This is a genomic window from Streptomyces sp. f51, assembly GCF_037940415.1.
Lineage (GTDB): Bacteria > Actinomycetota > Actinomycetes > Streptomycetales > Streptomycetaceae > Streptomyces.
Genome location: NZ_CP149798.1, coordinates 6,031,584 through 6,058,083, shown reverse-complemented (window position 1 = coordinate 6,058,083; position 26,500 = coordinate 6,031,584). Strand labels below are relative to the sequence as shown.

Sequence of the window (26,500 nt, the reverse complement as noted above, 5' to 3'; positions counted from 1 at the left end):
CCCGGGTCCGGGGCGGTATGGCTGCTGGGTGACTCCTTCGGGTGAACGTGCGCCGGACAGGCGGGGCTCCCTGGCCGGGACCAACCGGACGGCGCCCCCGTCAAACGCGGCCCGCGACGTGCAAGGGTTTTCCCTTCCCCGTATCCACTAGGGGGTTCCCCCATTGGGAGAGAGCGGTCCCACCCCCTAGCGTGTGGCCGTGCCGCTCGCTCGGGCCTGCGACTCCCCAACCAGGGGCGTCGTGACTCCCCCCACAGACACCCGTGCGTCCCCCCACCGGCAACTTTCAAGGAGACCGATGTTCGGGCTCAACCGCTTCAAGAAGAGCGTCGCCGTCTGCGCGGCGACCGCCGCAGCAGCCGCGACCACGCTGCTCGGCGCCCACTCCGCCGCAGCCGTTCCCCAGCCCATCGTCGGCGGCACGACGACCACGACCGGCGCCTACCCGTTCATGATGCAGATCACCGACGCCAGGCAGAACCAGTTCTGCGGCGGCACGCTCGTCGCCGCCGACAAGGTCGTGACCGCGGCCCACTGCATGTCGGGCGAGACGACCGACAGCGTCCGTGTGGTGGGCGGCAGGACGTACCTCAACGGAACGGACGGCACCGTCAGAAAGGTCGGCAAGATCTGGATCAACCCCGACTACACGGACGCCACCGACGGCGACGACGTGGCCGTGCTGACCCTGTCCACGCCGATGCCGTACAACCCGGCGCCGTACGTCTCCGGTTCGGACACCGGCCTGTACGCGGCCGGCACCACGGCCCGCATCGTGGGCTGGGGCACGACGTCGGAGAACGGCACCTCCTCCAACCAGCTGCGCACCGCGACCGTCCCGATCGTGTCCGACTCCAGCTGCGCGAGCTCGTACGGCAAGAACTACGTGGCCTCCGACATGGTCTGCGCCGGGTACACCGACGGCGGCGTGGACACCTGTCAGGGCGACAGCGGCGGCCCACTCCTCGTCAACGGGGTGCTGGCCGGCATCACGTCCTGGGGCGAGGGCTGCGCGGAGGCCGGCTACCCGGGTGTCTACACCCGCCTGACGACGTTCTCCAGCCTGGTGACCGACCAGGTCAACTCGTAGGAGACGAAGATTTCCTGAGTACCCCTCAGGTGATAGCCGAGGGGCGTTGCGGGCCTCCACGAGCGGCCCGCAACGCCCCTCATCCAAAGTTCTGCCCCCGAGTACCTGCCGGCGGACGTCTTCCCCGCGTGCCTCAGCCGTCCGCCGGCATCTCAGGGCCGCGCGACCGCGCCGAACCGGATGTCGTACCCCTCCCCGGGGTGCATCGCGGTGAGCATGCGCTCCCCCTCGGCGGTGACCTCGTCCCGCCACGCCTTCGTGAGCGTGCCGAAGGGTTCGACGACGAGCGCGCCCTCCTCCAGCTTCCACAGACCGGCGACGAAACCGTCGACGAGCAGGGTGCGGTAGGCCTGATTGCCCCGCCAGGTGCGCCCCTTGAGATCCGCGGGGACGACCCGGGAGCGGTCCGCGTGGGACAGCAGGAGGTTGTCGAACTCGGGCAGGAAGCGTGGCGGGGCGGGGGTGTCCGGGTCGGGCCGGGGGGCGTCGGGGACGTCGAAGAGCTCCGCTCCGTTCTCGTCGCGGAACACCGCCAAAGCGGGCCGCAGCCGCTCGAAGACCTCGCGGAGCCGGGTCAGGCCGGCCCAGGTCTGCATGTCCTTGACCGAGGCGGGGCCGAAGGCGGCGAGATAGCGCAGCACGGTCGTGTCGGGCGCGGGAGCCGGTTCGGCGGGACGGCCCAGCCAGTGCTCGGCGGTGGTGAGGGCGACCTGGCCGCTGCGGCCCCACAGACCGCGCGGGGTCACCTGGACCAGCGGCAGGGTGCAGCGGGCGGCGACGGACAGGGCGAACGGGTCGGCGTCCGGCCACCGCGTGAGCAGCGCCTCGCGGAGCTGCTTCATGGTGCGGGGCTCGCTCTCCACCAGTTCCCGGCTGATCGCGGCGAGCCGGTCCAGGTCGACACCGGCGAGGCCCTCGCGGAAGTGGCCGAGCTCCCGGTCGCGGGCGGCCTGGACCAGCGGGCGCAGGGTGAGGGCGTCCTGCGCGGTGTGCGTGTGGATGGTGGAGCGCATGGTGACGATCCGGACGACGTCCCGCGCGTCCATGGCCCGCGACAGCAGCTCGGGCCTGAAATCCTCCAGGCGGGCGGCGAGGGCGTAGTACGGCGGCTTCACGTTCTGCGCCTGGAGGCCGAGGAGGTGCTCGACGGCGGCCGTCGCGGACGACGGGGAACGGCGCAGCAGCAGCTGACGGTCGAGGGTCGCGCGGTTGAGGGCGCGGGTGCCGAGCACGGGGGCCGTCGCGGTCGTCTTCGTCATACCCGGCACGCTAGCCCCGGTCGCGGACACCTTCTGTCCGCAACTCTCACCCGATCCCCGTCCCGCCCACGGCACGCGGACCGATTGCCCCGTATATCCTGCTCGGAGATCGTCCAGACGTTCGTACGACCCTGGAGGCAGCCGCGATGCCCGAGCGACGCCCGGCCTCGGAGAACCGGCGGGGCCCCGGGGACACGGACGACTCCACGGGGGCGAAGGGCGCGAAGGCGCGGAAGTCCCTGTGGCGGCGCGCCCTGACGCCGCCGTCCGCGCCGCCCCCCAAGCGCACCGCGCCGCACGATCCGCCTCCCGCGCCCGAACCCAGCGAGATCGTCAGCGTCGTGCAGTCCGCGCTGTACCGCGACGGGGTACGGGTGTCGACCCCCGGGTCGCTCGCCGAGACCTTCCGCGAGCTGCGCGAGCAGCCGGACGGTATGGCGTGGATCGGCCTGGCCCGGCCGACGGCGTCCGAACTCCACTCGCTGGCCGCCGAGTTCGACCTGCATCCGCTGGCCGTCGAGGACGCGATGGAGGCACACCAGCGGCCGAAGCTGGAGCGGTACGGGGAGACGCTCTTCGTCGTCCTGAGCGCCGCCCGCTATCTGGACGCGGCCGAGGAGGTCGACTTCGGCGAGCTGCACGTGTTCGTGGGGCCGGACTTCGTGATCACCGTCCGGCACGGCGCCGCACCGGATCTCTCCGCGGTGCGCCGCCGCATGGAGGGCAGCCCCGAACTGCTGCGGCTCGGCCCGGAGGCGGTCCTCTACGCGATCCTCGACTCCGTCGTCGACGGCTACGTCCCGGTGGTCTCCGGCGTCCAGAACGACATCGACGAGATCGAGACCGAGGTCTTCCGCGGCGATCCCGCGGTGTCCCGCCGTATCTACGAACTCTCGCGCGAGATGGTCGAGTTCCAGCGCGCCACCCGTCCGCTGGTCGGCATGCTGCACAGCCTGATGGCCGGCTTCGCCAAGTACCGCACGGACGAGGAGCTCCAGCGCTACCTCCGCGACGTCGCCGACCACGTCACCCACACCAGCGAGCGGGTGGACGGCTTCCGCCAGGCCCTCACCGACATCCTCACGGTCAACGCGACGCTCGTCACCCAGCAACAGAACGCGGAGATGCGGGCGTTGGCGGAGGCGGGCTTCGAGCAGAACGAGGAGATCAAGAAGATCTCCAGCTGGGCCGCCATCCTCTTCGCGCCCACTCTGGTCGGGACGATCTACGGCATGAATTTCAGTCACATGCCGGAGCTGCACTGGGTGTTGGGATACCCCTTCGCGATCGTCCTGATGGCCGTCGTCTGCACGAGTCTCTACATCATCTTCAAGCGGCGCGACTGGCTCTGAGTGATCACCCCGGCCGCGACCGGGCACGGCGACTCCGTTCCGCCAACTCGACGGCGTAGAGGGCTTGTTGGGACAACTGGCCGCCAGTGGGCGGGAATCGCGCCCGGGTGCCGGGCGGGTTCACGGGAGCACTCGGTGACCCTCTCGTACCCGTCAGTAGTCGTGGATCAGTGGATCCGGCCCCAAATCTTGAGCACAAATTCCACACATCCCCCTCTCCATCCTGGGCCCGATGGTCTAGATTGACCGTGCTTCAGCTGTTCGGACACGAGGCGACCAATAACGATCTATAGGTCCGGCACCACGGGATGCGAGCATGAGCATTCCCGGCGCCGGACGTGGGTACGGTCGGTCCGGCGGCGGTGCGAGCAAGTCGGCTGCGGCCGGGGGGAGTTGTTCATCTCCCTCTGCGACAGTCGGAGTGTCACGGCGGGAGGCGTGCCTCCCGGGGGGATGAACGGCGCGGCGCGGGAGGCGGGGGCCTCCCGGGGGAGGAACAGCGCGGCGCGGCCAGGGGGGCGGGGGTGCCTCCCGTTGCGAGGAACAGTGTTAGGCGAACACGTCGAACCACTGGAACCTGGGGGGTTCTGTGCGGCAAGGGGGACTAGTACGTCCGTTTCCGTCTGCGCGCGAGCGTCTGGCGGACGAGGCGATCCATCAGCCTGCGACCGACTGGGAGCAGCGGTACCGCCGTACCGTGATCACCAGCGACATGGTGGCCACCGCCGTCGTGGTGGCGTCGATAGGCAACTTCTTCGGGGCCCGGGACGCGGCCAACTGGCATGAGAAGTGGGGCATTCTCGCGTTCGGCACCGAACTGCTGGTGCTGGGGGCACTCGCGGTGAGCCGGTCATGGGCTCCGGCCGTGCTCGGCCAGGGCGCCGAGGAGTTCCGCCGGCTCGGACGCTCGCTGTTCGCGGCGACCGTCGTGCTGGCGCTCGGCGGGATCGCCCTCACCTCACGCAACATCAAACTCTGGATCTTCGTCGCGATCCCCGCGATCGCCGTCGTCACCATGACCGTGCGGTATCTGCTGCGCCTGTGGCTGCACAAGCAGCGCAAGCAGGGAAGATGCCTGCGCCCGGTGCTCGCCGCCGGAAGCCCGGCCACCGTGCGCGACCTGGTCACCCGCACCCGCAAGTTCCCGCACCTGGGCTGGCGCGTGGAGGCGGTGTGCACGACCGACGGGCACGGACTCGACGGTGACCAGCTGGACGGGGTGCCGGTCGTCGGCCGGCTGTCGGACGTCGCGGGCCACGTGCACCGCGACGGCTACCGGGTCGTCGCGGTCACTCCCGACCCGCACTGGTCGCCGGACAAGCTCCAGCGGCTGGCCTGGAACCTCGAAGGCAGCGACGCCGAGATGGTCGTGGCGCCGGTGCTGATGGAGGTGGCCGGACCGCGGCTGCACGTCGACGCGGTGCTCGGCATCCCGCTGCTGCGGGTGAGCATGCCGGCCTTCACCGGTGGCCGCCGTGCGGTCAAGGTGGTCGTCGACCGGCTGGGCGCGGCCGTCCTGCTGCTGGTGTTCGCGCCGCTGATGGTGCTCGTCGGCCTGCTCGTGATGCTGGACAGCCGGGGCGGCGCGTTCTACCGGCAGCGCAGGGTCGGCAAGAACGGCCGCGAGTTCACGATCCTCAAGTTCCGCACCATGGTCTCCGGGGCCCACAAGGCGCGTGCGGAGCTGGCCGGACTCGACGAGGGCGCCGGTCTGCTGTTCAAGGTCCGCCGGGATCCCCGGGTGACCCGGGTGGGCACGGTGCTGCGCCGGTACTCGATCGACGAACTCCCGCAGCTCTTCAACGTGTTGACCGGATCGATGTCGCTCGTGGGTCCGCGGCCTCCGTTACCGGAGGAGTCGGCCGCGTACGGCCCGGACATCCGGCGGCGACTGCTGGTCAAGCCGGGACTCACCGGGCTGTGGCAGATCAGCGGACGCAGCGACCTGTCCTGGGAGGAGGCGGTCCGGCTGGATCTGCGGTACGTGGAGGACTGGTCGCTCGCCCTGGACACGGTGATTCTGTGGAAGACGCTGCGTGCGGTGCTCTACGGGCAGGGGGCCTACTGATGCGCCGAGGGCGCTGTGGGGCAGGGGCGCGGACGGCAGGCCGCAAGGGTCTGCCCTGGGGGAGGAACGGGTCATGAAGGTCAGCGTTTTCGGGCTCGGCTACGTGGGCTGCGTGTCGGCCGCGTGCCTGGCGGGCCAGGGCCACGAGGTCATCGGCGTGGACGTCAACCAGGTGAAGGTCGACCTGGTCAACGGCGCCAAGGCCCCGGTGGTCGAGGAGGGGATCGGCGAGCTCGTCGCCGACGTCGTGGGGAGCGGGGCCTTACGCGCCACCACCGATGTCCGTGACGCGATCGCGAACAGCGAGGTGTCGCTGATCTGCGTGGGCACCCCCTCGGAGCCCAACGGCAGTCTGTGCACCACCTACTTGGAGCGGGTCACCGAGGAGATCGGTGCCGCGCTGGCCGAGCGGGGCGGCCGGCACACGGTCGTGTTCCGCAGCACCATGCTCCCGGGCACCTGCCTGAACCTGCTGCTGCCGATCCTGGAGAAGTACGTCGGCGGAACGGCCGGCGTGGACGTCGGGGTCGCGGTCAACCCGGAGTTCCTGCGCGAGGGCACCAGCGTGCGGGACTTCTTCGACCCGCCGAAGACCGTCATCGGCGAACTCGACGCGGCGAGCGGCGATGTGGTGGCGGCTCTGTACGAGGGCCTTCCCGGCGAGGTGTTCCGGGTCCCGATCCCCGTGGCCGAGGCCATCAAGTACGCGGACAACGCGTTCCACGGCCTCAAGATCGGCTTCGCGAACGAGCTGGGCTCGGTGTGCCAGGCGCTCGGCGTGGACTCGCACCAGGTGATCGACGTGTTCCTGGCCGACCGCAAGCTGAACATCAGCCCCGCCTATCTGCGCCCCGGCTTCGCCTTCGGCGGCTCCTGCCTCCCCAAGGACCTGCGCAGCCTGGTCCACGCGGCGCAGCGGGCGGACGTCTCGGTCCCCATCCTCTCCCACGTGCTGCCCTCCAACTCCGACCACCTCCAAAGGGCGGTGGAGCTGGTCGAACGCACCGGCAAGCGCAAGGTGGGCCTGTTCGGGCTCTCCTTCAAGCCCGGAACCGACGACCTCCGCGAGAGCCCGCTCGTCGAGCTGGCGGAGCGGCTGTTCGGCAAGGGCTACGACCTTCGGATCCACGACGCCAACGTCAGCCTCTCCCGGCTGCTCGGCGCGAACCGCGAGTACATCGAGACCCGGCTGCCGCACCTCGCGCAGCTGCTCGCCGACTCCGTCGACGAGGTGCTGGAGCACGCCGAGGTGTGCCTGGTCGGTACGAAGGATCCGGCGGTCCTGTCCGCTCTGCCCCACGGTGACGGCCCGTTGATCGTCGATCTTGTCCGCCTTCCCGACGCCGAAGCGCGCCGGACCGAACCGGGATACATGGGCCTTGCCTGGTAAATCGACCAGCGGTGACCGGACCGAACGGCGCGCGCTGATCCTTGTGGAAAACCTGTCGGTGCCCTTCGACCGACGGGTGTGGCAGGAATGCACGACCCTGCGCGACGCGGGCTGGAGCGTGCACGTCATCTGTCCTCAGGGCACGAAGCGGGACACGGAGCCGGAGGCCGAGATCGACGGGGTGCGGATCCACCGCTACCCGTTGCGCGCGGCCACCGGAGGACCGGCCGGCTATCTGCGGGAGTACGGATCGGCGCTGTGGCACACGCTCCGGCTGGCCCGCAAGGTCGGCCCGGTCGACGTGGTGCACGCCTGCAACCCGCCCGATCTGCTGTTCCTGCCCGCGCTGTGGCTGAAGCGGCGCGGCGCGCGGTTCGTCTTCGACCAGCACGACCTCGTGCCCGAGCTCTACCTGTCCCGGTTCGACCGGGGCGAGGACCTGCTCTACCGGGGCGTGTGCGCGCTGGAACGGATGACGTACCGCGCCGCGGACGTCGTGCTCGCCACGAACGAGAGCTACAAGGACACCGCGGTACGCCGTGGCGGCCGGCGGCCCGAGGACGTCTTCGTGGTGCGCAGCGCTCCCGACATCGACCGGTTCCACCCCGTACCGCCGGAGCCGGAACTGAAGCGCGGCAAGCCCCATCTGCTGTGCTACCTCGGTGTGATGGGCCCTCAGGACGGCGTCGACTACGCCTTGCGGGCCCTCGCGAAGCTGCGCGACGAGGTCGGAAGGACCGACTGGCACGCGGTGTTCGTCGGCGGTGGCGACACCTTCGACGCGATGGTGGAGCTGTCACGGGAGCTCGGGCTCTCGGAGCAGGTCCAGTTCACCGGGCGCATCCCGGACGCCGATCTGGTGCGCTATCTGTCCACCGCGGACGTGTGCCTCTCCCCCGACCCGCACAACCCGCTCAACGACGTGTCGACCATGAACAAGGTCCTGGAGTACATGGTGATGGGCCGGCCGCTCGTCTCCTTCGAGCTCCGGGAGGCGCGTGTCTCCGCCGGTGACGCCGCCGTCTACGCACCGGCCAACGACGAGTCCGAGTTCGCGCGGCTCGTCGCGCAGCTGCTGGACGATCCCGAGAAGCGGGAACTGATGGGAAAGACAGGCCAGGAGCGGATCAGCGGTCCGCTCTCCTGGCGGAACTCGCAGGCGTCGCTGCTCGCCGCCTACGCCGCCGCCTGCGGTGACGACGCCCCGGCGTCGGCCGACGGCCCCGACCGTGCACCGGGCGGAGGCCGCACCGTTGAACGATGACACGATACGCCTGGTCACCATCGGGCGGATTCTCCGTCGGCGCTGGCGGCTCCTGGCCGTCCTCACCCTCGTGGGCGCGCTCGCCGGATACGGCGTCTCCCTGCTGTTCCCCGCGCAGTACACGACGTCCGCGTCGGTGCTGCTGCCGGGCGCGTGGGAGGAGCGCGAGCTGCTGACCCAGGAACAGGTCGCGACCAGTTCGGTCGTGGTCGACCAGGCGGCGAACACGCTCCACTGGGCCGGTGTCAGCAAGAGCGCGCTGCGCAAGCAGGTCAGCGCGAAGGCCTCCGACGGGAACATCATCCAGATCTCGGGCACGGCCGACACGCCGGAGCGTGCCCAGCAGCTCTCCGACCAGGTCGCCCAGCAGTTCGTCACGTTCGCCGCGCGAGTGGTGGACGCCAACGCCGATCCCGAGTCGGCGGCACAGCGCGACGCCCTTCAGCAGATGGTGACGCAGACCAGCCGCCGTATCTCGCAGCTGGCCGACGCGGCCGATCCGGGCAGGACGGTGGAGGGTGTGCAGGCCCGCACCGAGCTGGAGAAGCTGCGTACCACGCTCCAGGAAGCGCTCACCAAGCTGAACCAGTCCGACCCGGCCGCGGGCAAGGCCAACATGGTCGTCATGGGTCCCGCGGCCCTGCCGACCGGTGAGACACCGCCGACACGGACGCAGCTGATCGCGGCCGGAGCCGTGCTGTTCCTGCTGCTCGGGGTGATCGGCCATCTCACCGCGGCCCGGATGAGCCGCCGGCTGCGCACCCAGCCGGAGATCACCGAGGCACTGGGCTCGGCGCTCCTCGGCACCGTCGACGTGGCCGGAGAACGGCCCCTGCACCGGCCTCAGGGGGGTGGCCCGCGGGCCGGTGTCCGCCGGCTGCTGGGCACCGACGTCCGCTGGGACGTCCCGACACCACAGGCGTACGGCGACGAGGCCGGCCGGCTGATCCGCTACCGGCGGGTCTGCACCCGTCTCCAGGAGCGGCTGCCCGCCCCGCGGCGGTTGCTGGTCCTCGTCCCGGACGGCGACGAGATCGCCCGCCTCGCCGCGGGACAGCTCGTCGCCGAAGCGGGGAACGATCCCCTGCTGCGCATGGTGGGGGTCTCGCCGGCCCGGCCGATCGTCCCGGACCGCGGCGAGGAGTCCGGTGCGGTGGTCGTGCTGAGCACGGGCAGCTGGACCGCGGCGGAGCTCTCCGGCATCGCCGAGGCGTGTGCGGACGCCAAGCACGAGATCGTCGGCATCGTCCTGGCCGGCATGGCCCGGGCCCTTCCGGCGCGGTCCGCCGGCCGCCCCCGGGATGCCGTCGCACCGGTGCTCGCGGTCGGACACGACGCGAAGGGAAGTTCAGGGTGACCACGAGTACGACGTCGGAGTCGTCGGCGGCCGTTCCGCTGGTCGACCTCCAGGCACTGGTGTCGGCGGTGCGCAGGCGGCGCCGCTTCTGGTTCGCCACCGGGCTGCTGGGGCTGCTCGCGGGCGCCGCGGTGGCGATCCTGATGCCCGCGCCGCCCACCGCGGTGGCCAAGGTGCTGGTCGCGCATCAGGAGGACCAGCCGAACGACCCCGGAACGCTGATCCGCACCGATGTGGCGCTGCTCCAGACCACGCGGATCGCCGACAAGGCCCTCCAGTCCCTCCATTCTCCGGTCAAGCCGGAGGACTTCATGAAGGACTACTCGGGCATCGGCCTGACCAACAACCTGCTCCAGATCACGGTGACGGGCGACAGCGACGCGCAGGCGCAGGCCCGTGCCAAGGCCCTGGCCGACGCGTTCGTCGCCGACCACGTGAAGCGGATCAAGGACGCGGCGAACGCCGAGGCCAAGGCCCTGCTGGACCAGCGTGACCGGATGCAGGGCGAGCTCGCCCAGGTCAACAAGGCGATCGGGGACGGGTCGCCGCAGAGCGGACCGAACGCGTCGGCGGACCTGGAGTCGCTCTTCGCCCGCCGGGCCGAACTCACCTCCAGGATCACCGACTTCAGCCAGCGGGCCGCGGACGCGCGCATCGGCACGCCCCAGCTCGTCTCCGGCACACAGATCGTGGACACCCCGAGCGCGGTGGACGACTCCCTGCCCAAGGCGGCCGCCACCAACGCGGCGGTCGGGCTCGTCCTCGGCCTCTTCCTCGGGCTCGCGGTGGCCGCGGTCGGCTCGGTGGTGGCGGACCGGCCCGTGCTGCGCCGCGACATCGCGGCGAACCTCGGCGCCTCGGTCCTCACCGAGCTGCCCGGGCGCAGGGGCAGGCTGTGGCGGCGCCGGCGGATCCGGGCGGCGCGCGAACGGCTCACCACGTCCCTGGCCCGCACCGCGCGCGGCTCCGCGGAACCGGTGTCGCTGCTCGAACTGGGCTGTGCGCGCGGCACGAGCGTGATCGCCCTGGACCTCGCCCGTGCGCTGGCGGCGGACGGGCCGGTGGCCGTCGTCGACGGTCTGCCCGGATCGCAGCTCGCCAAGCACCGGCCGCGGCCGGGAGACCCGTCCGTGGTCAGCGGTGAGCGTGCCGCGGAGCTGCCGCACCAGGAGCGCCGGATCGGCGTCGGTTCGGTGGCGCCGGGCACGGCGTGGACCGACCTCCGGTACCTCGGCACCCGCACCGTGCTCGTCGTGCGGGCCGGCCACGGCAGCGCGACCTGGCTGCACACCGTGGCACGCCAGCTCGCGGACCAGCGCATCGCGGTGATCGGTGTCGTGCTGATCGACCCCGATCCGCGGGACAGGACCGACGGCACGCTGTGGGACGGGCTGAACACCGCGCTGCGCGGCCAGAACGAGCGTCTCGCCCGGCAGGGCGGTGGGGGTACCTCCCCCGGCGTTCACGCAGTGGGTGAGGAACGGCCGCGGACGGAGCGGCTGCCGATGTGGGCGGCGCGGGTCCCGGACAGCGACCAGGAGGCACGGTAGGACATGTGTGGCATCGCGGGTACGTACCGATGGCCCGACGGGAAGGCCGTGACCGACCGGCTCACCGAGACCCTCGCCCACCGCGGTCCGGACGGGGCGGGCCGCTACAGCCACTCCGTCGGTGACGGCGAGGTGCACCTCGGGCACCGCCGGCTGTCCATCATCGACCTGTCCGAGACCGGCGCCCAGCCGATGGTCTCCGGCGGTCTCGTCCTGACGTACAACGGAGAGCTGTACAACGCGCCCGAACTGCGGGCCGAGTTGGAGTCCTCGGGGGTGCGTTTTCGCGGCACCTCCGACACCGAGGTGCTGCTGGAGGCGTGGCGGCGCTGGGGCACGGACTGCCTGCCCCGGCTGCGCGGTATGTTCGCGTTCGGGATCTTCGACGAGCGGACCGGTGAACTGGTGCTCGCCCGGGACCAGTTGGGCATCAAGCCGCTGTTCCTGCTGCGGCGCGGCCAAGGTCTGGTGTTCGCCTCCGAGCTGAAGTCGCTGGCCGCCGTGACCGGCGGGACGCTGGAGGTGGACCACGCGGCACTGGTGGCCTCGCTGCTCTACTACTGGGTGCCGGACTCGCGGTGCGCCTTCCGTGAGGCGGAGAAGCTGCCGCCGGGGAGCTGGCTGCGGTTCCGTCCCGACGGGCGGGTGGACAGCGGCCGTTACTGGAACCTGAAGGACGTCGCCGCCGAGGGCCGGGAGCGGGCCCGCAGCGGCGAACTGCCGGACATCGCCGCCGTCGTCGAGGAGTCGACCCGGCGTCATCTGCTCTCCGACGTACCCGTGGCGACGTTCCTCTCCGGCGGTCTCGACTCCAGCTATCTGACCGCGCTGGCGGCCCGCGACCGGCCCGGGATCTCCGCCTACACGATCGGATTCCGCGCCGAGGACGCCAAGTTCGAGGCGATGCCCGACGACCTGCGCTACGCCCGGCAGGTCGCCGAGCAGTTCGGCGTCGACCTGCACGAGATCGAGATCGCCCCGGACGTGCTCGACCTGCTGCCGCGGATGACGCACCACCTGGACGAGCCGATCGGCGACCCCGCCGCGATCAACACGTTCCTGATCTGCTCGGCCGCCCGGGAGGCCGGGGTCAAGGTCATGCTCTCGGGGATGGGTGCCGACGAGCTGTTCGCCGGCTACCGCAAGCACCTGGCCAACGTGCTCGCCCTGCGCTACCAGCGCGTCCCGCGGCCCCTGCGGCGCGGCCTGTCCGCGGCCGTGGACCGGCTGCCGGTCGCCTCGGCCCGCCGCGGGTACCGGTCGGTGCGGTTCGCGAAGCGGTTCCTGTCGTTCGCCGACCTGCCGGAGGAGACCGCGTTCCGGCGCAGCTACACCATGTACGACCGCGAGGAGCTGCTCGACCTGATCGATCCGGACCTGGCCGGGACCGTCGAGGACGTGCTGACCGAGCACGCGGACGTCTACGAGGACAACGACCTCGACGACTTCGTCAACCGCATGTGCCTGGGCGACGCCCGGATGTTCCTGCCGGGTCTGAACCTCGCGTACACGGACCGGTCGAGCATGGCCGCCTCGACCGAGGTGCGCGTGCCGTACGTGGACGTCGAGGTCGTCAGGGCGGCGTTCGCCGTACCCGGTGACCGCAAGATCGTCGGACGGCAGGGCAAGGCCGTCCTCAAGGAGGCGGCCACCTCCGTGCTGCCCCGCGAGATCGTCTACCGGCCCAAGGGCCTGTTCAGCGCGCCGCTGCGCGCCTGGATGAGCCGGGATCTGGCCCCGCTGGTGCGTGAGGTGGTGAACGACGGCGAGCTGGTCCGTTCGGGGCTCCTGCGCCGCGACGCGCTGGCGCGCATGGTCGCCGAGGACGCCGCCGGGCAGCGGGACTTCTCCAAGCATCTGTGGCACGTGCTGACCCTCGAGTACTGGTATCGCGGCGCGACCACCGGTGCAGGCCAGCACTCTCCCGTGACGGCGTAGAGACAGTAGAGACAAGAGGACTTCGGTGAAACAGGTCGTACAGAACTACAAGAGCGGCGAGTTGGCGCTGCTCGACGTGCCGGTGCCCGGGTGCAAGCCCGACGGTGTGCTGGTGCGGACCGCGTACTCGCTGATCTCCACCGGCACCGAGCTCATGAAGGTGTCCGAGGCCGGCATGTCGATGCTGGGCAAGGCGCGCTCCCGCCCGGACCAGGTGGCCAAGGTCGTGCAGAGCGTGGCCACCAACGGGGTGCCCGCCACGTACCGCAAGGTGATGGGCAAGCTGGACTCCTACACGCCGCTGGGCTATTCGCTGTGCGGGGTGGTCGAGCAGGTCGGCGCCGGGATCGACGACGTGAAGGTCGGCGACCTCGTGGCCTGCGCCGGCAACGAGCACGCGCTGCACGCGGAGCTGAACTGGGTGCCGAAGAACCTCTACGCACCGGTGCCCGACGGCCTCGCGCCGCGTCACGCGGCCTTCGGCACGGTCGGGTCGATCGCGATGCAGGGGGTCCGCCAGGGCGAGTCGCGGCTCGGCGAGGTGGCGCTGGTCATCGGTCTCGGGCTGATCGGGCAGCTGGTGGTGCAGCTGCTGACCGCCTCGGGGGTGCGTGTCGTCGGGGCCGACCCCGACCCGGCGCGCTGCGAGCTCGCCGAGCGCCTGGGCGCGGCCGCCTGCGGCGATCCCGCCTCCGCGGCCGTGGAGAACGCCGTCGCGGAACTCACCGGCGGCCATGGCGTGGACCAGGTGTACCTGGCCGCGGGCGGCGGCAGCAACCAGCCCGTCGAGCTGGCCGCGCGGCTGAGCCGGGACCGGGGCCGGGTCGTGGACATCGGCAAGTGCCGCCTCGACCTGCCGTGGAACGCGTACTACGAGAAGGAACTCGACGTCCGGTTCTCCCGCAGCTACGGCCCCGGGCGCTACGACCCGGCGTACGAGCTGGAGGGACGGGACTACCCGATCGGCTACGTGCGCTGGACCGAGCGCCGCAACCTGGCGTGCTTCCTCGATCTCGTCGCCCGCGGCAGCGTCGACGTGGAGCCGCTGGTGTCCCACGTCGCCGACTTCGACGACGCCGTCGAGACGTACCAGAACCTGAAGGACGGCAGCCTGAAGGCCGTCGCCGTGCTGTTCCGCTACCCCGGGGACACCACCGAGGCCGAGGCCAAGGCCCCCGAGGTGGCCGTGCCCGCGGTGCGGCGCGGCGGCGCCGAGGCGTCCGCCCCGGTCCGGGCCGCCAAGACGCCGGTGCGGCTGGCCTTCGTCGGCGCGGGCAACTACGCGACGTCGATGCTGCTGCCGCACCTGGCGCAGCGTGACGGCATCGAGCTGTCCACGGTCGTCACCACGACGGCGCTGTCCGCGGCCAACGCGCAGCGGAAGTTCGGCTTCGCGGAGGCGACCACCGATCTCGACGCCGTGCTCGGCGACAAGTCCGTCGACGCGGTGTTCGTGGTCACCCGGCACAGCTCGCACGCCGAGCTGACGCGCAAGGCGCTGCTGGCGGGCAAGACCGTGTTCGTGGAGAAGCCGCTGGCGCTCACCGAGGACGAACTGGCCGGTGTGCTGGCCGCGGTGGAGGAGTCGGGCAACGACCGGCTCCAGGTGGGCTTCAACCGCCGCTTCTCGCCGCTGCTCCAGGAGGCCAGGAAGCGGTTCGGAGCCAGGACCGGCCCCGCGAGCCTGCGCTACCTCGTCAACGCGGGGCAGCTGACCCAGGGCAGCTGGTATCTCCAGCAGGGCACCGAGGGCTCGCGGTTCGCCGGCGAGGGCGGCCACTTCGTCGACACGGCGAGCTGGCTGCTCGGCGCCGATCCGGTCTCGGTGTACGCGGTCGCCCCGTCCGGCAACGAGGACCTCCAGATCGTCCTGGGCTACCCCGACGGCTCGACCGCCGCCATCAGCTATGTCACCACCGGCGCGCCCGGCTTCCCCAAGGAGACGCTCGACCTGGTCGCGGACGGCAAGGTGCTGCGGCTCGACGACTTCGTGCGCGCCTCGGTGTACGGGCGCAAGCGCTGGGTCAGTTCGCGGCTGCCGAAGGCCCGGGACAAGGGCCAGTCCGCCGAACTGGCCGCGTTCGTCAAGGCCGTGCGGACCGGCGGTCCGATGCCGGTGCCGCTGGAGTCGCTGGTCGCCACGACGGCGGCCACCCTCGCCGTGCAGGCCGGCCTGGCGGCCGGTGCGCCGGTGACGCTGGCGGGGCCGCGATGACGATGAGCGCGGGCTGGTACCTGCGGCGGCTGTCCCGGATGGGGCCGCGGGAGGTCGGCGGCCGGGTGGGCGACACCGTGCGCAGACGGCGGTGGCGCTCGGCGCCGCCCGCCTGCCCCGCGGTGACCGGCGCCCGGTTCACCGCCGTGCTGCCCTCCGGGACGGTCGCCGCGGTGCCGCCTGACGCCGCGAAGCGTCTGGTCGCCGAGGCGGACCGGCTGATGGAGGGGCACGCCGAGTTCTTCGGCGTGGACCGCGACGACCTGGTCGATCCGGACTGGTGCCACGACCCGAGGACCGGGCGCCGGGCGCCGCTGGTGTACGCCTTCGACGTGCCCTACCGCGACGAGGAGGCGGTCGGGGACATCAAGCAGATCTGGGAGCCGTCCCGGCACCAGTACCTCACCGTGCTGGCCGCCGCCTACGCGGTCACCGGGGACGAGCGGTACGCCGAGCGGGTGGCCGCGCACCTGCGGTCGTGGTGGACGGCCAACGCGCCGCTGCGCGGGGTGCACTGGACCAGCGGCATCGAGCTGGGGATCCGGCTGCTGTCCTGGGTGTGGATCCGCCGGCTGCTCGACGGCTGGGCCGGGGCGTCCGCCCTGTTCGAGGACAACCCGGTGGCGCGCGAGCAGATCTGGCACCACCAGCGCTGGCTGGCCGCCTTCCCCAGCCGGGGCTCATCGGCGAACAACCACGTCATCGCCGAGGCCGCCGGGCAGCTGGCCGCGGCCTGCGCGTTCGGCTGGTTCCCCTCCTCGGGGCGCTGGCGGGCCGAGGCGATGCGATCGCTCGACCGGCAGCTGCGCGGCAACACGTTCGGCTCGGGGCTCAACCGCGAACTGGCCTCCGAGTACCACGGGCTGGTGCTGGAGCTCGGCCTGGCCGCGGTGGCCGAGGCGGACGCCGCGGGTGTGCCGGTCCCGGCGACGGTCCGGCTGGTGCTGCTGCGGATGACCGACGCGCTCGCCGCGGTGGTGGACAACCGGCTGCGGCCCCCGCGCCAGGGGGACGCGGACGACGGGCACGGTCTGGTCGTGGACGGGGCGGGCACCGACCGCTGGGGCTCCCTGCTGGCCACCGGGGACGCCGTGTTCGGCCGGCTCGACTGGTGGCCCGAGGTGACCGGCACCGATGTGCGCACCCCGCTGCTGGCCGCGCTCGTGCGGCCGTACGGGGGGAAGGGAACCACTCCCCCGGTGTCCCGTCCGGCGAGCAGACCGGCCCACTTCCCGGACGCCGGTATGACCGTCCTGCGGGGTCCCGGGGAGATCTGGGCCCGCTGCGACGGCGGTCCGCACGGATTCCTGTCCATCGCGGCGCACGCCCACGCGGACGCGCTGTCGGTGGAGGTCAGGCACGACGGGGTCGACGTGCTCGCCGACCCCGGGACGTTCTGCTACCACGGACAGCCCGAGTGGCGGCGGTACTTCCGCTCCACCCTCGGCCACAACACCCTGGAACTGGACGGCACCGACCAGTCCGTCTCCGGCGGCCCGTTCCTGTGGACCCGGCACGCCCGCACCCGTGTCCTGGTCGCGGACACCTCGGGGGCGGAGGTGGCCCGCTGGTGCGCCGAGCACGACGGCTACGAGTCCTCCACCCATCGCCGGCGCGTGGAACTGGCTTCCGCGAGCCGCGAGTTGACGGTGACCGACGAGGTGCTCGGCCCGCGCCGGGAGGTGCGCCTCGCGTTCCACCTCGGCCCGGCGGTCACGGCGGAACTCGCGGGGAACAAGGCCCGGCTCAGCTGGACCCGGGACGGCGAGGAGCGCTCCGCGGAACTCGACCTGCCCGGCCGGCTGGACTGGCGGGCGCACCGCGGCGAGAGCGAACCGCCCCTCGGCTGGTACTCACCCGGCTTCGGGCGCAAGGAACCCGCCACCACGCTGGTCGGCACCGGTGTCACCGACGGCACGCAGGGGTTCACCACCGTACTCAGGTTTCACGGCTAGGGAGGAAGAGGGAGCTTGGGGATCAAGTGGCGGCACTGGGCGCTGCCTGCCGCACTGCTGGCGCTGGCCCTGCCGACGGCGACCGGCTGCGACAGCTCGCAGCAGGCTCGGCTGAAGCCGACCGCCGTGCCGTCCGCGTCCGTGGCGCGGGTGTGCGCCAAACCCGCGCCCGGTCCGGCGAAGGCGCCGGCGGGCGCGGTGACGGTCGACCCCTCGAAGGCCGGTGACCTCTCCGCGAAGACCAGGAGCCACCCCGCGAACACCACGTTCTGGCTGCGGCCCGGCAAGCACCGGCTCGACCGGGACCGCTACGCCCAGGTCGTCCCCAAGAAGGGGGACGTCTACATCGGAGCGCCCGGCGCGGTGCTCGACGGCGGGAAGACCAACCAGTACGCGTTCGCCGGCACCGCCCCGGACGTCACCATCCGCCATCTGACGGTGCAGGGCTTCGTCCCGCCGCAGAACGAGGGCGTGGTCAACCACGACTCGGCCGACGGCTGGGTGATCGAGCACGCGACGATCCAGGACAACTCGGGCGCCGGGCTGATGGCCGGTGCCCGCCAGCAGGTCCGCGCCAGTTGTCTGCGGGACAACGGCCAGTACGGGATGAACGCGTACAAGGGCAGCGGGCGCATCACGGGTCTGGTGCTGGAGGGCAACGAGATCACGGGCAACAACAAGGACGACTGGGAGCGGCGGCAGCCCGGCTGCGGCTGCACCGGAGGCGTCAAGTTCTGGGCCGTGGACGGCGCCGACATACGGGGCAACTGGGTGCACGACAACCGCGGAACCGGTCTGTGGGCGGACACCAACAACAACGACTTCCTCATCGAGGACAACGTGCTCGAGGCCAACGACGGCGCCGCGCTGATCTACGAGACCAGCTACAACGCGGTCATCAGGGGGAACACGATCCGGCGGAACAACTGGGTGGAGGGCCGCAAGTACGCCGACCGCGGGGACAACTTCCCGTTCGCGACGATCTATCTGTCCGAGTCCGGCGGCGAACCACGGATCCCGGCCCGTACGGACAAGATCGAGATCGACCGGAACCTGCTGGAGAACAACTGGTCGGGCATCACCCTGTGGGAGAACGCCGACCGGTTCTGCAACAGCCCGGCCAACACCTCGTCCGGCGACTGCACGTTGCTGGTGAAGAACACCAAGAGGTGCGCCCGGCCGGCGATCGCCACCGCGCCGCTGTACGCCGACTGCCGCTGGAAGACCCAGCGGGTGGACATCCACAACAACCGCTTCGTGCTGGACAAGTCCGTCGTCGCCTGCACGGTCAGGTGCGACCGCATGGCCGTGCTGGCCAACTACGGCACCTATCCGGACTGGTCGCCGTACCAGGGCGAGCGGGTGGCCGAGGCGATCACCCTCAAGCAGCACAACCGCTGGCACGACAACACCTACGTCGGACCGTGGCGGTTCGTCGCCCACGACCCGAGCCGGGTGCTCGACTCCGTGCAGTGGCAGGCCACGCCGTACGGCCAGGACGCGGGCAGCACCTTCCGCGCCCAGGACGGGGGCTGAGATGAGCGCCGACCGCACCGACCACACGCCGAAGATCGTCGGGACCGTCTGGGGACTGCTGATCCTCAACACGCTCGGCTCCGCCGGCGCGAAGACCATCGTCCCGCTGCCCCGCTCGCTCATCCAGATGGTCACCATGGGCGCGCTGGTCACCGCGTTCGCGCTGGCCCTGACGGTCAACGCCCGGCTGCGGATCCGGGCCGGGGCCTATCTGTTCCTGCTCACCGTGCTGCTGGTGCTGAGCGTGATCTCCAGCGTGCATCTGGAGTCCGGGTTCGGGGCGCTGTTCCGCTGCTTCAGACTCTCCCTGTTCGTCGGCACACTGTGGCTGCTCAGCCGCTGGTGGGACGGCGGGACGACCTTCGTCCGGCACCACATCCGGATGTACCTGGCGGTGCTGGGCACGGTGGCCGCCGGGCTGATCGCCTCACCGGGTGCCGCCCTGCCGGATCTGTACGGCGGACGGCTGGTCGGCGCGCTGTGGCCGCTCACCCCGCCGCAGATCGGACAGTACGCGGCGGTGATCATCGGTCTGACCGTGCTGCTCCTGCTCGGCGGCCGCACCGACCGGACCAGCGCGGCCGTGGTCATCGTGCCCTCGCTCGTCCTGCTCGCCCTGACCCACACCCGGACGGCCACGCTCGGCCTGCTCGTCGGGCTGGTGCTGGCGATCGGTTCGCTCATGCTGACCAGCGCCGCCGCGCGCCGGTTCTTCACCTGGGCGGTGGCGATCTCCGCGGTGGTGGCGGTGGGGTTCGCCTCCGCGCTCCAGACCTGGTTCCTGCGCGGACAGAGCCAGGAGAACTTCTCCAGCCTCACCGGCCGGGCCAAGGTCTGGCACGCCCTGCTGACGGCACCCCGGTCCACCACCGAGTACCTGTTCGGCCACGGTCTGGGCGACAAGTCGTTCGACGGGCTCCCGATCGACAACAGCTGGCTCGCCGTCTACAACGAACAGGGCGTGATCGGCGTCGGTCTGGTGGCCGCGTTCCTCGTCGTGCTCGGCGCGGTCGCGCTGCTGCGGCCGCCGTCGCTGTCGCGGGCCTGCGCGATCTTCCTGATCAGCTACTGCGCGATGGCGTCGTACACCGAGGCCGGACTGGGCGACGCCTCGCCGTATCTGCTGCACCTGGCCCTGGCCGCCTCCCTGCTGGCGACGCCCGCCTCGGCCACTCCCCTGACGGTGCCCCACATCCCGCGACGGCGTGTCCCGCGCTGGGCCCAGCGATCGGAGGTGGTCTGAGCATGCGCGTCCTCGTGGTGCACAACCGCTACGCCTCGGCGCAGCCGAGCGGAGAGAACAAGGTCGTCGACCAGGAGGTGGCCCTGCTGCGCGACGGCGGCCACCGGGTCGAGCTGTTCGAGCGGCGCAGCGACGACATCGCCTCCCTGTCCCTGCCGGGCAAGGCCGCGCTGCCGCTGCTGGTGCCGTGGAACCCGGGGGTGCGCAAGGATCTCGCGGCCCGGCTGCGCGCCGAGCGGCCGGACGTGGTGCACGTCCACAACGTCTTCCCGCTGCTGTCGCCCGCGGTGCTGGCCGCCTGCGCCGACGCCGGGGTGCCCGCCGTGGCCACGCTGCACAACTACACCCAGATCTGCCCGCCCGGCACGCTCCAGCGGGACGGCCGGCCCTGCACCGACTGCGTGGGGTCCTCGCCGCTGCCCGCCGTCCGCCACGGCTGCTACCGCGGCTCCCGCCTGGCGACGGTGCCGCTCGCGGTCAGCCTGTCGGTGAACCGGCGGCGGTGGTGGACCGGCGTGGAGCGCTTCTTCTGCATCTCGGCGGCACAGCGTGACGTCCTGGCGGCGGCGGGCATGCCGGCCGAACGGCTGGCGGTGAAGCACAACTTCGTGCCCGAGCCCGGCGTCGTGCGGACGGACGCGGGCGAGCACGTGCTCTATCTCGGCCGGCTCGCGGAGGCCAAGGGCGTACGGCTGCTCATGGCCGCGTGGGACGAGATCACCGCCGGCGGCGGAGTCGGCGTGCCGCTCGTGGTCGCCGGTACCGGACCGCTGGAGGCGGAGGTGACCGCCTGGGCGGCGGGGCGGGACGACGTGCGCTACGTCGGCCTGTACGACCAGGAGGAATGCCGGCGGGCCATCGCGCGGTCGGTGGCTGTGGTGGCCCCGTCCACCTGGCTGGAGGCGTTCGGCCTGGTGGTCGTGGAGGCGATGGCGGCGGGGGTGCCGGCGGTCGCCGCCGGTCACGGCGCCTTCGTCGAACTCGTCGAGGACGGGGTGACCGGGCTGCTGCACCAGCCGGGCGAGGCGGCCTCGCTCGCGTCCTGTCTGCGCCGGGTCACGGCGGAGCCGGACGGCAACCGGGAGATGGGACAGGCGGCCCGGCGCCGTTACGAGAAGGACTTCAGTCCGGCCGTCGGGCTGGAGCGACTCCTGGAGGGGTACCGCACCGCGATCGCGGGACGGTCCGGCGGCGGGGACGGCCCGCAGCCGGTAGGGGAAAGAACGGGCTCGCCGCGGGTACACCCGCGCGAGCGGGATGGGGGAAATTGATGTCACGTTGCCGACTCTGCGGCGCGGCGTCGCTCGCGAGCGTCGTCGATCTCGGGGCGACCCCGCCGTGCGAGAGCTTTCTCGCCGCGGACCAACTGGACCAGCCGGAGCCGGCGTACCCGCTGCACCTGCGGGTGTGCACCACCTGCTGGCTCGCGCAGATCCCGCCGCTGATCACACCTGAGGAGACGTTCAGCGAGTACGCGTACTTCTCCTCCTTCTCGACCTCCTGGGTCGAGCACGCGCGCACGTTCGTCGACGGCGCGGTGGAGAAGGCCGGTCTCGGCGCCGACGCGTTCGTGGTCGAGGTGGCGAGCAACGACGGCTATCTGCTCAAGCACGTGGTGGAGCGCGGGATCCGCTGCCTGGGCGTCGAGCCCTCGGTGAACGTCGGCGCGGCGGCACGGGACGCGGGCGTGCCCACGCTCACGGCGTTCCTGAGCCCGGACACCGGTGCCGCCGTCCGCGCCGAACACGGCCCCGCGGACCTGGTCGTGGCCAACAACGTGTACGCGCACATCCCCGACGTGGTCGGGTTCACCCAGGGGCTGCGCGCCCTGGTCGCCGACGACGGCTGGGTCTCCATCGAGGTGCAGCACCTGCTGACGCTGATCGAGGAGAACCAGTACGACACGATCTACCACGAGCACTTCCAGTACTACACGGTCGCGTCCGCGATCCGGGCGCTGGCGAGCGGTGGACTGACGCTCGTGGACGTCGAGTTGCTGCCCACGCACGGCGGCTCCGTCCGGCTGTGGGCGCGGCCCGACGAGGTGGCCGGTGAGCCGTCCGCGCGGGTGGCCGAGGTCCTCGACCGGGAGAAGGCGGCCGGGCTCCAGGACCTGTCCGGGTACACCGAGTTCTCCGCCCGGGTCGCCAAGGTGCGCCGGGACCTGCTGCGGTTCCTCATCGACGCGGCCGAGCGCGGCGAGAGCGTCGTCGGCTACGGCGCCCCGGGCAAGGGCAACACCCTGCTCAACCACTGCGGCATCCGGCCCGACCTGCTCGCGTACACGGTCGACCGCAACCCGTACAAGCACGGCCGGTTCACCCCGGGCACCCGCGTCCCGATCCTGGCGCCCGAGCAGATCGCCGCCGACAAGCCGGACTACGTCCTCGTCCTGCCGTGGAACCTGCGGGCCGAGCTCACCGAACAGCTGTCCTTCGTCCACGAATGGGGCGGCAGGCTCGTCTTCCCCATCCCCGAACTGAGCATTGTCGAGGTCAAGGCATGAAGGTCGTACTGTTCTGCGGCGGCTACGGGATGCGCATGCGCAGCGGAGCCTCCGACGACGTGCCCAAGCCGATGGCGATGGTCGGCCCCCGCCCGCTGATCTGGCACGTCATGCGCTACTACGCGCACTTCGGGCACACCGAGTTCATCCTGTGCCTCGGGTACGGGGCCCGCCACATCAAGGACTTCTTCCTCAACTACGAGGAGACGACGTCCAACGACTTCGTGCTGCGGGGCGGCAGGACCGAGCTGCTGTCCACCGACATCTCCTCCTGGACGATCACGTTCGTGCAGACGGGCATCGAGTCGCCGATCGGCGAACGGCTGCGCCGGGTGCGCCCGTACCTGGACGGCGACGAGATGTTCCTCGCCAACTACGCCGACGTGCTCACCGACGCCCCGCTGCCGGAGATGATCGACAACTTCGCCCGGCGCGACGCCGGCGCGTCGATGATGGTGGTGCCGCCGCAGTCCTCGTTCCACTGCGTGGACCTGGGCGAGGACGGGCTCGTGGGAGGCATCACCGCGGTCAGCGACATGCCGCTGTGGGAGAACGGCGGCTACTTCGTGCTCCGCCAGGAGGTCTTCGACCACATCCCGGAGAACGGGGACCTGGTCGCCGACGGCTGCGCCCGGCTGGCCAAGGAGGGAAGGCTGGTGGCGCACCAGCACCGCGGTTTCTGGAAGCCGACCGACACCGTGAAGGAGCGGGCGGCGCTCGACGAGGCCTACGCGCGGGGCGAGCGCCCGTGGGCCGTGTGGGAGCACGAGGGCACCCGGGCGCTCGTGCCCGCGAGCCGGACCGGCACCGGGGCGGGGACCGCGTGATCGGGCTCGGCGCCGGACGGCGTCTGGACCGGATCGTCGCGGTGGGCGCGCACTGCGACGACATAGCCATCGGCGCGGGGGGCACGCTGCTCGCGCTGTGCCTCGCGCGGCCGGGCGTCCGCGTGGACGCGCTGGTGCTCTCGGGCGGCGGCAGCGAGCGGGAGCAGGAGGAGCGGGCCGCGCTCGCCGCCTTCTGCCCCGGCGCCGATCTCCGGCTGACGGTGCACAAGCTGCCCGACGGCCGGCTGCCCGCGCACTGGGACGAGGCCAAGCGCGCGGTCGAGGACCTGCGCGCGCAGACGGAGCCCGATCTCGTCCTCGCGCCGCGCACCGAGGACGCGCACCAGGACCACCGCGGTCTGGCGAAGCTCATGACCACGGCGTTCCGCGACCATCTCGTGCTCGGCTACGAGATCGTCAAGTGGGACGGCGACCTCGGCCGTCCGGTGGCGTACCAGCCGCTGTCGCCCGAGATCGCCGAACGGAAGGCGCTGCTGCTCCAGGAGCACTATCCCTCGCAGCGGCACCGGTCCTGGTACGACCGGGAGGCCTTCCTGGGGCTCGCCCGGATCCGCGGTATCGAATGCAACGCGCGCTACGCCGAGGCGTTCGCCGTCACCAAACTCACTCTCGACCTGGGGGAATGAACCTTGCGCGTACTGCTGACCGGGCACCAGGGCTATCTGGGCACCGTCATGGCCCCGGTCCTCACGGCCGCCGGGCACGAGGTCGTCGGTCTGGACTCCGGGCTGTTCGCCGACTGCGTGCTCGGCCCGACGCCCGCGGACCCGCCCGGGCCCCGGGTCGACCTGCGTGACGTCACGGCCGAACACGTGGCCGGGGTGGACGCCGTGATCCACCTGGCCGCGCTGTCCAACGACCCGCTGGGGTCGCTGGCACCGGAACTCACCTACGACATCAACCACCACGCGTCCGTGAAGCTGGCCCGCCTCGCCCGCGAGGCCGGGGTGCGGCGCTTCCTGTACGCGTCCACGTGCTCGGTCTACGGAGCCGCCGGAGGCGACGAACTGGTCGCCGAGGAGGCGCCGTTGCGCCCGGTGACGCCGTACGCGGAGTCCAAGGTGCGGGTGGAGGACGACCTGCACGAGCTCGCCGACGGCGACTTCAGCCCCGTGTACATGCGCAACGCCACCGCCTTCGGCTACTCGCCCCGGCTGCGCGCCGACATCGTGCTGAACAACCTGGTGGGACACGCCCTGCTGTCCGGCGAGGTCCTCGTCCTGTCCGACGGCACGCCCTGGCGCCCGCTGGTGCACGCCGCCGACATCGCCCGGGCCTTCACGGCCGCGCTGGACGCGCCCCGGGACGCGGTGCACGACCGGGCGTTCAACATCGGCAGCGAGACGAACAACGTAACGGTCGCCGAGATCGCCGAGCAGGTCGCCGAGGCGGTGGAAGGCGCCAAGGTGGTGATCACCGGGGAGAACGGCGCCGATCCGCGGTCCTACCGGGTGGACTTCTCCCGGTTCCGCGCGGCGATCCCCGGCTTCGACTGCGAGTGGTCGGTAAAGCGGGGCGCGCTCGAACTCGCCGACGCCTACCGCAAGCACGGGCTGACCCGGGAGAGCTTCGAGCAGCGCTTCACCCGGCTCGCCGTGCTGCGCGCCGCCTCCGAGGCCGGCACCGTCGACGACACCCTGCGGTGGCGCCGGTGACCGGCCCGGGCGAGGAGATGCACGCGCTGTTGGAGCGGATGTACCCGCTCTGCCGGAGCATCACCGGCGACGGGGTGCGCGCCACCCTGGACATCGTCGGCGAGTACATCCCGCTCCAGGTGCACGAGGTGCCGACCGGCACCCAGGTCCTGGACTGGACGGTGCCGCAGGAGTGGAACATCAGGGACGCCTACATAGCCGACGGCACGGGCAGGCGGGTCGTCGACTTCGCCGCGTCCAGCCTGCACGTGCTCGGCTACAGCGTGCCGGTGTCGGCGACGATGCCGCTGTCCGAGCTGCGCGGACATCTGCACACCCTGCCGGAGCACCCGGCCTGGGTGCCGTACCGCACCAGCTACTACAAGCCGGAGTGGGGCTTCTGCCTGGCCCAGGACACCCTGGACGCGATGCCGGACGGCGACTACGAGGTGCGCATCGACTCGACCCTCGCCGACGGCCATCTCACCTACGCCGAGCACGTGGTCCCCGGACAGGTCGCCGACGAGGTGATCGTCTCCTGCCATGTCTGCCACCCGTCACTGGCCAACGACAACATGGCCGGTGTCGCGGTGGCGACGTTCCTGGCGCGGGCGCTGGCGGAGGAGAACCCGTACTACACCTACCGGTTCATCTTCGCGCCCGGCACGATCGGGGCGATCACCTGGCTGGCCCGCAACGCGGACCGGATCGACCAGGTCAAGCACGGGCTGGTGCTGGCCTGCGCGGGCGATCCGGGCCACCTCACCTACAAGCGGAGCAGGCGCGGGGACGCGGAGATCGACCGTGTGCTGCGGCACGTGCTCGACACCTCCGAACGCCCGCACCGGATCGACGAGTTCACCCCGTACGGCTACGACGAGCGGCAGTACTGCTCGCCCGGGTTCGACCTCGGGGTGGGCTCGCTCAGCAGGACCCCGTACGCGGGCTACCCCGAGTACCACACCTCGGCCGACAACCTGGACTTCGTCTCCCCCGCGGCGATGGAGGACACGCTCGCCGTGTGCCGCGAGGCCCTCGGCGTCCTGGACCGCAACCGCCGGTACGTCAACCTCAGCCCGTACGGCGAGCCGCAGTTGGGAAGGCGCGGGCTGTACGACGCGCTCGGCGGCCGCAGTGACACCAAGCAGGCGCAGATGGCCATGCTCTGGGTGCTCAGCCTCTCCGACGGCGACCACACGCTGCTGGACGTGGCCGAGCGGTCCGGGCTGCCGTTCGACACCGTCGCCGCGGCGGCCGACGCGCTGCACGGCGCCGAACTGATCAAGGCGTGAGGC

General features: G+C 71.6%; 19 protein-coding genes. 18 read left to right on the top strand and 1 reads right to left on the bottom strand.

Annotated features, from left to right (window positions below):
• The first annotated feature begins 298 nt into the window (after nucleotides 1–298).
• A complete protein-coding gene (locus tag WJM95_RS26245) occupies nucleotides 299–1,090 on the top strand; it encodes a serine protease (RefSeq protein WP_339132262.1) in 792 nt (263 codons plus the stop codon).
• A gap of 152 nt (nucleotides 1,091–1,242) precedes the next feature.
• Here the strand turns inward: WJM95_RS26245 and WJM95_RS26240 are convergent, their stop codons facing one another.
• Nucleotides 1,243–2,349, bottom strand: coding sequence for a winged helix DNA-binding domain-containing protein (locus WJM95_RS26240; protein ID WP_339132261.1), 1,107 nt, complete (start codon nucleotides 2,347–2,349; stop codon nucleotides 1,243–1,245).
• A gap of 146 nt (nucleotides 2,350–2,495) precedes the next feature.
• Between WJM95_RS26240 and WJM95_RS26235 the strand changes: the two genes are divergently transcribed.
• From WJM95_RS26235 to WJM95_RS26155, 17 genes are all read left to right on the top strand, one after another.
• Nucleotides 2,496–3,701 carry a magnesium and cobalt transport protein CorA gene (locus WJM95_RS26235; RefSeq protein WP_339132260.1) on the top strand — a complete coding sequence of 402 codons (1,206 nt, stop codon included), beginning with the start codon at nucleotides 2,496–2,498 and terminating at the stop codon, nucleotides 3,699–3,701.
• Nucleotides 3,702–4,290: 589 nt separating this feature from the next.
• A complete protein-coding gene (locus WJM95_RS26230) occupies nucleotides 4,291–5,769 on the top strand; it encodes a sugar transferase (RefSeq protein WP_339132259.1) in 1,479 nt (492 codons plus the stop codon).
• Nucleotides 5,770–5,842: 73 nt separating this feature from the next.
• Complete coding sequence (locus WJM95_RS26225; RefSeq protein ID WP_339132258.1) at nucleotides 5,843–7,159, top strand: nucleotide sugar dehydrogenase; 1,317 nt, start codon at nucleotides 5,843–5,845, stop codon at nucleotides 7,157–7,159.
• Nucleotides 7,149–8,423, top strand: coding sequence for a glycosyltransferase family 4 protein (locus tag WJM95_RS26220; RefSeq protein WP_339132257.1), 1,275 nt, complete (start codon nucleotides 7,149–7,151; stop codon nucleotides 8,421–8,423). Before WJM95_RS26225 ends, WJM95_RS26220 begins: the two co-directional genes overlap by 11 nt.
• Nucleotides 8,413–9,780: a Wzz/FepE/Etk N-terminal domain-containing protein gene (locus WJM95_RS26215; RefSeq protein ID WP_339132256.1), complete on the top strand. Its 1,368-nt coding sequence runs from the start codon at nucleotides 8,413–8,415 to the stop codon at nucleotides 9,778–9,780. The genes WJM95_RS26220 and WJM95_RS26215 overlap by 11 nt, the downstream gene beginning before the upstream one ends.
• Nucleotides 9,777–11,330, top strand: a complete 1,554-nt coding sequence (locus WJM95_RS26210; RefSeq protein WP_339132255.1) for a Wzz/FepE/Etk N-terminal domain-containing protein — start codon at nucleotides 9,777–9,779, stop codon at nucleotides 11,328–11,330. The genes WJM95_RS26215 and WJM95_RS26210 overlap by 4 nt, the downstream gene beginning before the upstream one ends.
• A 3-nt stretch (nucleotides 11,331–11,333) precedes the next feature.
• Nucleotides 11,334–13,268 (top strand): asparagine synthase (glutamine-hydrolyzing), encoded by a 1,935-nt coding sequence (gene asnB, locus WJM95_RS26205; protein ID WP_339132254.1) that lies wholly within the window; start codon nucleotides 11,334–11,336, stop codon nucleotides 13,266–13,268.
• Nucleotides 13,269–13,293: 25 nt separating this feature from the next.
• Nucleotides 13,294–15,483 (top strand): bi-domain-containing oxidoreductase, encoded by a 2,190-nt coding sequence (locus tag WJM95_RS26200; protein ID WP_339132253.1) that lies wholly within the window; start codon nucleotides 13,294–13,296, stop codon nucleotides 15,481–15,483.
• Nucleotides 15,480–17,438 carry an alginate lyase family protein gene (locus WJM95_RS26195; protein ID WP_339132252.1) on the top strand — a complete coding sequence of 653 codons (1,959 nt, stop codon included), beginning with the start codon at nucleotides 15,480–15,482 and terminating at the stop codon, nucleotides 17,436–17,438. The genes WJM95_RS26200 and WJM95_RS26195 overlap by 4 nt, the downstream gene beginning before the upstream one ends.
• A gap of 15 nt (nucleotides 17,439–17,453) precedes the next feature.
• Entirely contained in the window at nucleotides 17,454–18,974 is a 1,521-nt protein-coding gene (locus WJM95_RS26190; RefSeq protein WP_339132251.1) for a right-handed parallel beta-helix repeat-containing protein, read from the top strand.
• A gap of 1 nt (nucleotide 18,975) precedes the next feature.
• Nucleotides 18,976–20,217 (top strand): O-antigen ligase domain-containing protein, encoded by a 1,242-nt coding sequence (locus WJM95_RS26185; protein WP_339132250.1) that lies wholly within the window; start codon nucleotides 18,976–18,978, stop codon nucleotides 20,215–20,217.
• A 2-nt stretch (nucleotides 20,218–20,219) separates the two neighbouring features.
• The gene (locus tag WJM95_RS26180) at nucleotides 20,220–21,488 is read left to right on the top strand and encodes a glycosyltransferase (protein WP_339132249.1); all 1,269 of its coding nucleotides are present in this window, start codon (nucleotides 20,220–20,222) and stop codon (nucleotides 21,486–21,488) included.
• The gene (locus WJM95_RS26175; RefSeq protein ID WP_339132248.1) at nucleotides 21,488–22,723 is read left to right on the top strand and encodes a class I SAM-dependent methyltransferase; all 1,236 of its coding nucleotides are present in this window, start codon (nucleotides 21,488–21,490) and stop codon (nucleotides 22,721–22,723) included. The genes WJM95_RS26180 and WJM95_RS26175 overlap by 1 nt, the downstream gene beginning before the upstream one ends.
• On the top strand, nucleotides 22,720–23,550 hold the full coding sequence (locus WJM95_RS26170) for a glucose-1-phosphate cytidylyltransferase (RefSeq protein ID WP_339132247.1): 831 nt from the start codon (nucleotides 22,720–22,722) through the stop codon (nucleotides 23,548–23,550). Before WJM95_RS26175 ends, WJM95_RS26170 begins: the two co-directional genes overlap by 4 nt.
• Nucleotides 23,547–24,197 (top strand): PIG-L deacetylase family protein, encoded by a 651-nt coding sequence (locus WJM95_RS26165; RefSeq protein ID WP_339132246.1) that lies wholly within the window; start codon nucleotides 23,547–23,549, stop codon nucleotides 24,195–24,197. The genes WJM95_RS26170 and WJM95_RS26165 overlap by 4 nt, the downstream gene beginning before the upstream one ends.
• Before the next feature lie 3 nt (nucleotides 24,198–24,200).
• The gene (locus tag WJM95_RS26160) at nucleotides 24,201–25,226 is read left to right on the top strand and encodes an SDR family oxidoreductase (RefSeq protein WP_339132245.1); all 1,026 of its coding nucleotides are present in this window, start codon (nucleotides 24,201–24,203) and stop codon (nucleotides 25,224–25,226) included.
• Nucleotides 25,214–26,497, top strand: coding sequence for a DUF4910 domain-containing protein (locus tag WJM95_RS26155; RefSeq protein ID WP_339132244.1), 1,284 nt, complete (start codon nucleotides 25,214–25,216; stop codon nucleotides 26,495–26,497). Before WJM95_RS26160 ends, WJM95_RS26155 begins: the two co-directional genes overlap by 13 nt.
• Nucleotides 26,498–26,500 lie beyond the last annotated feature (3 nt).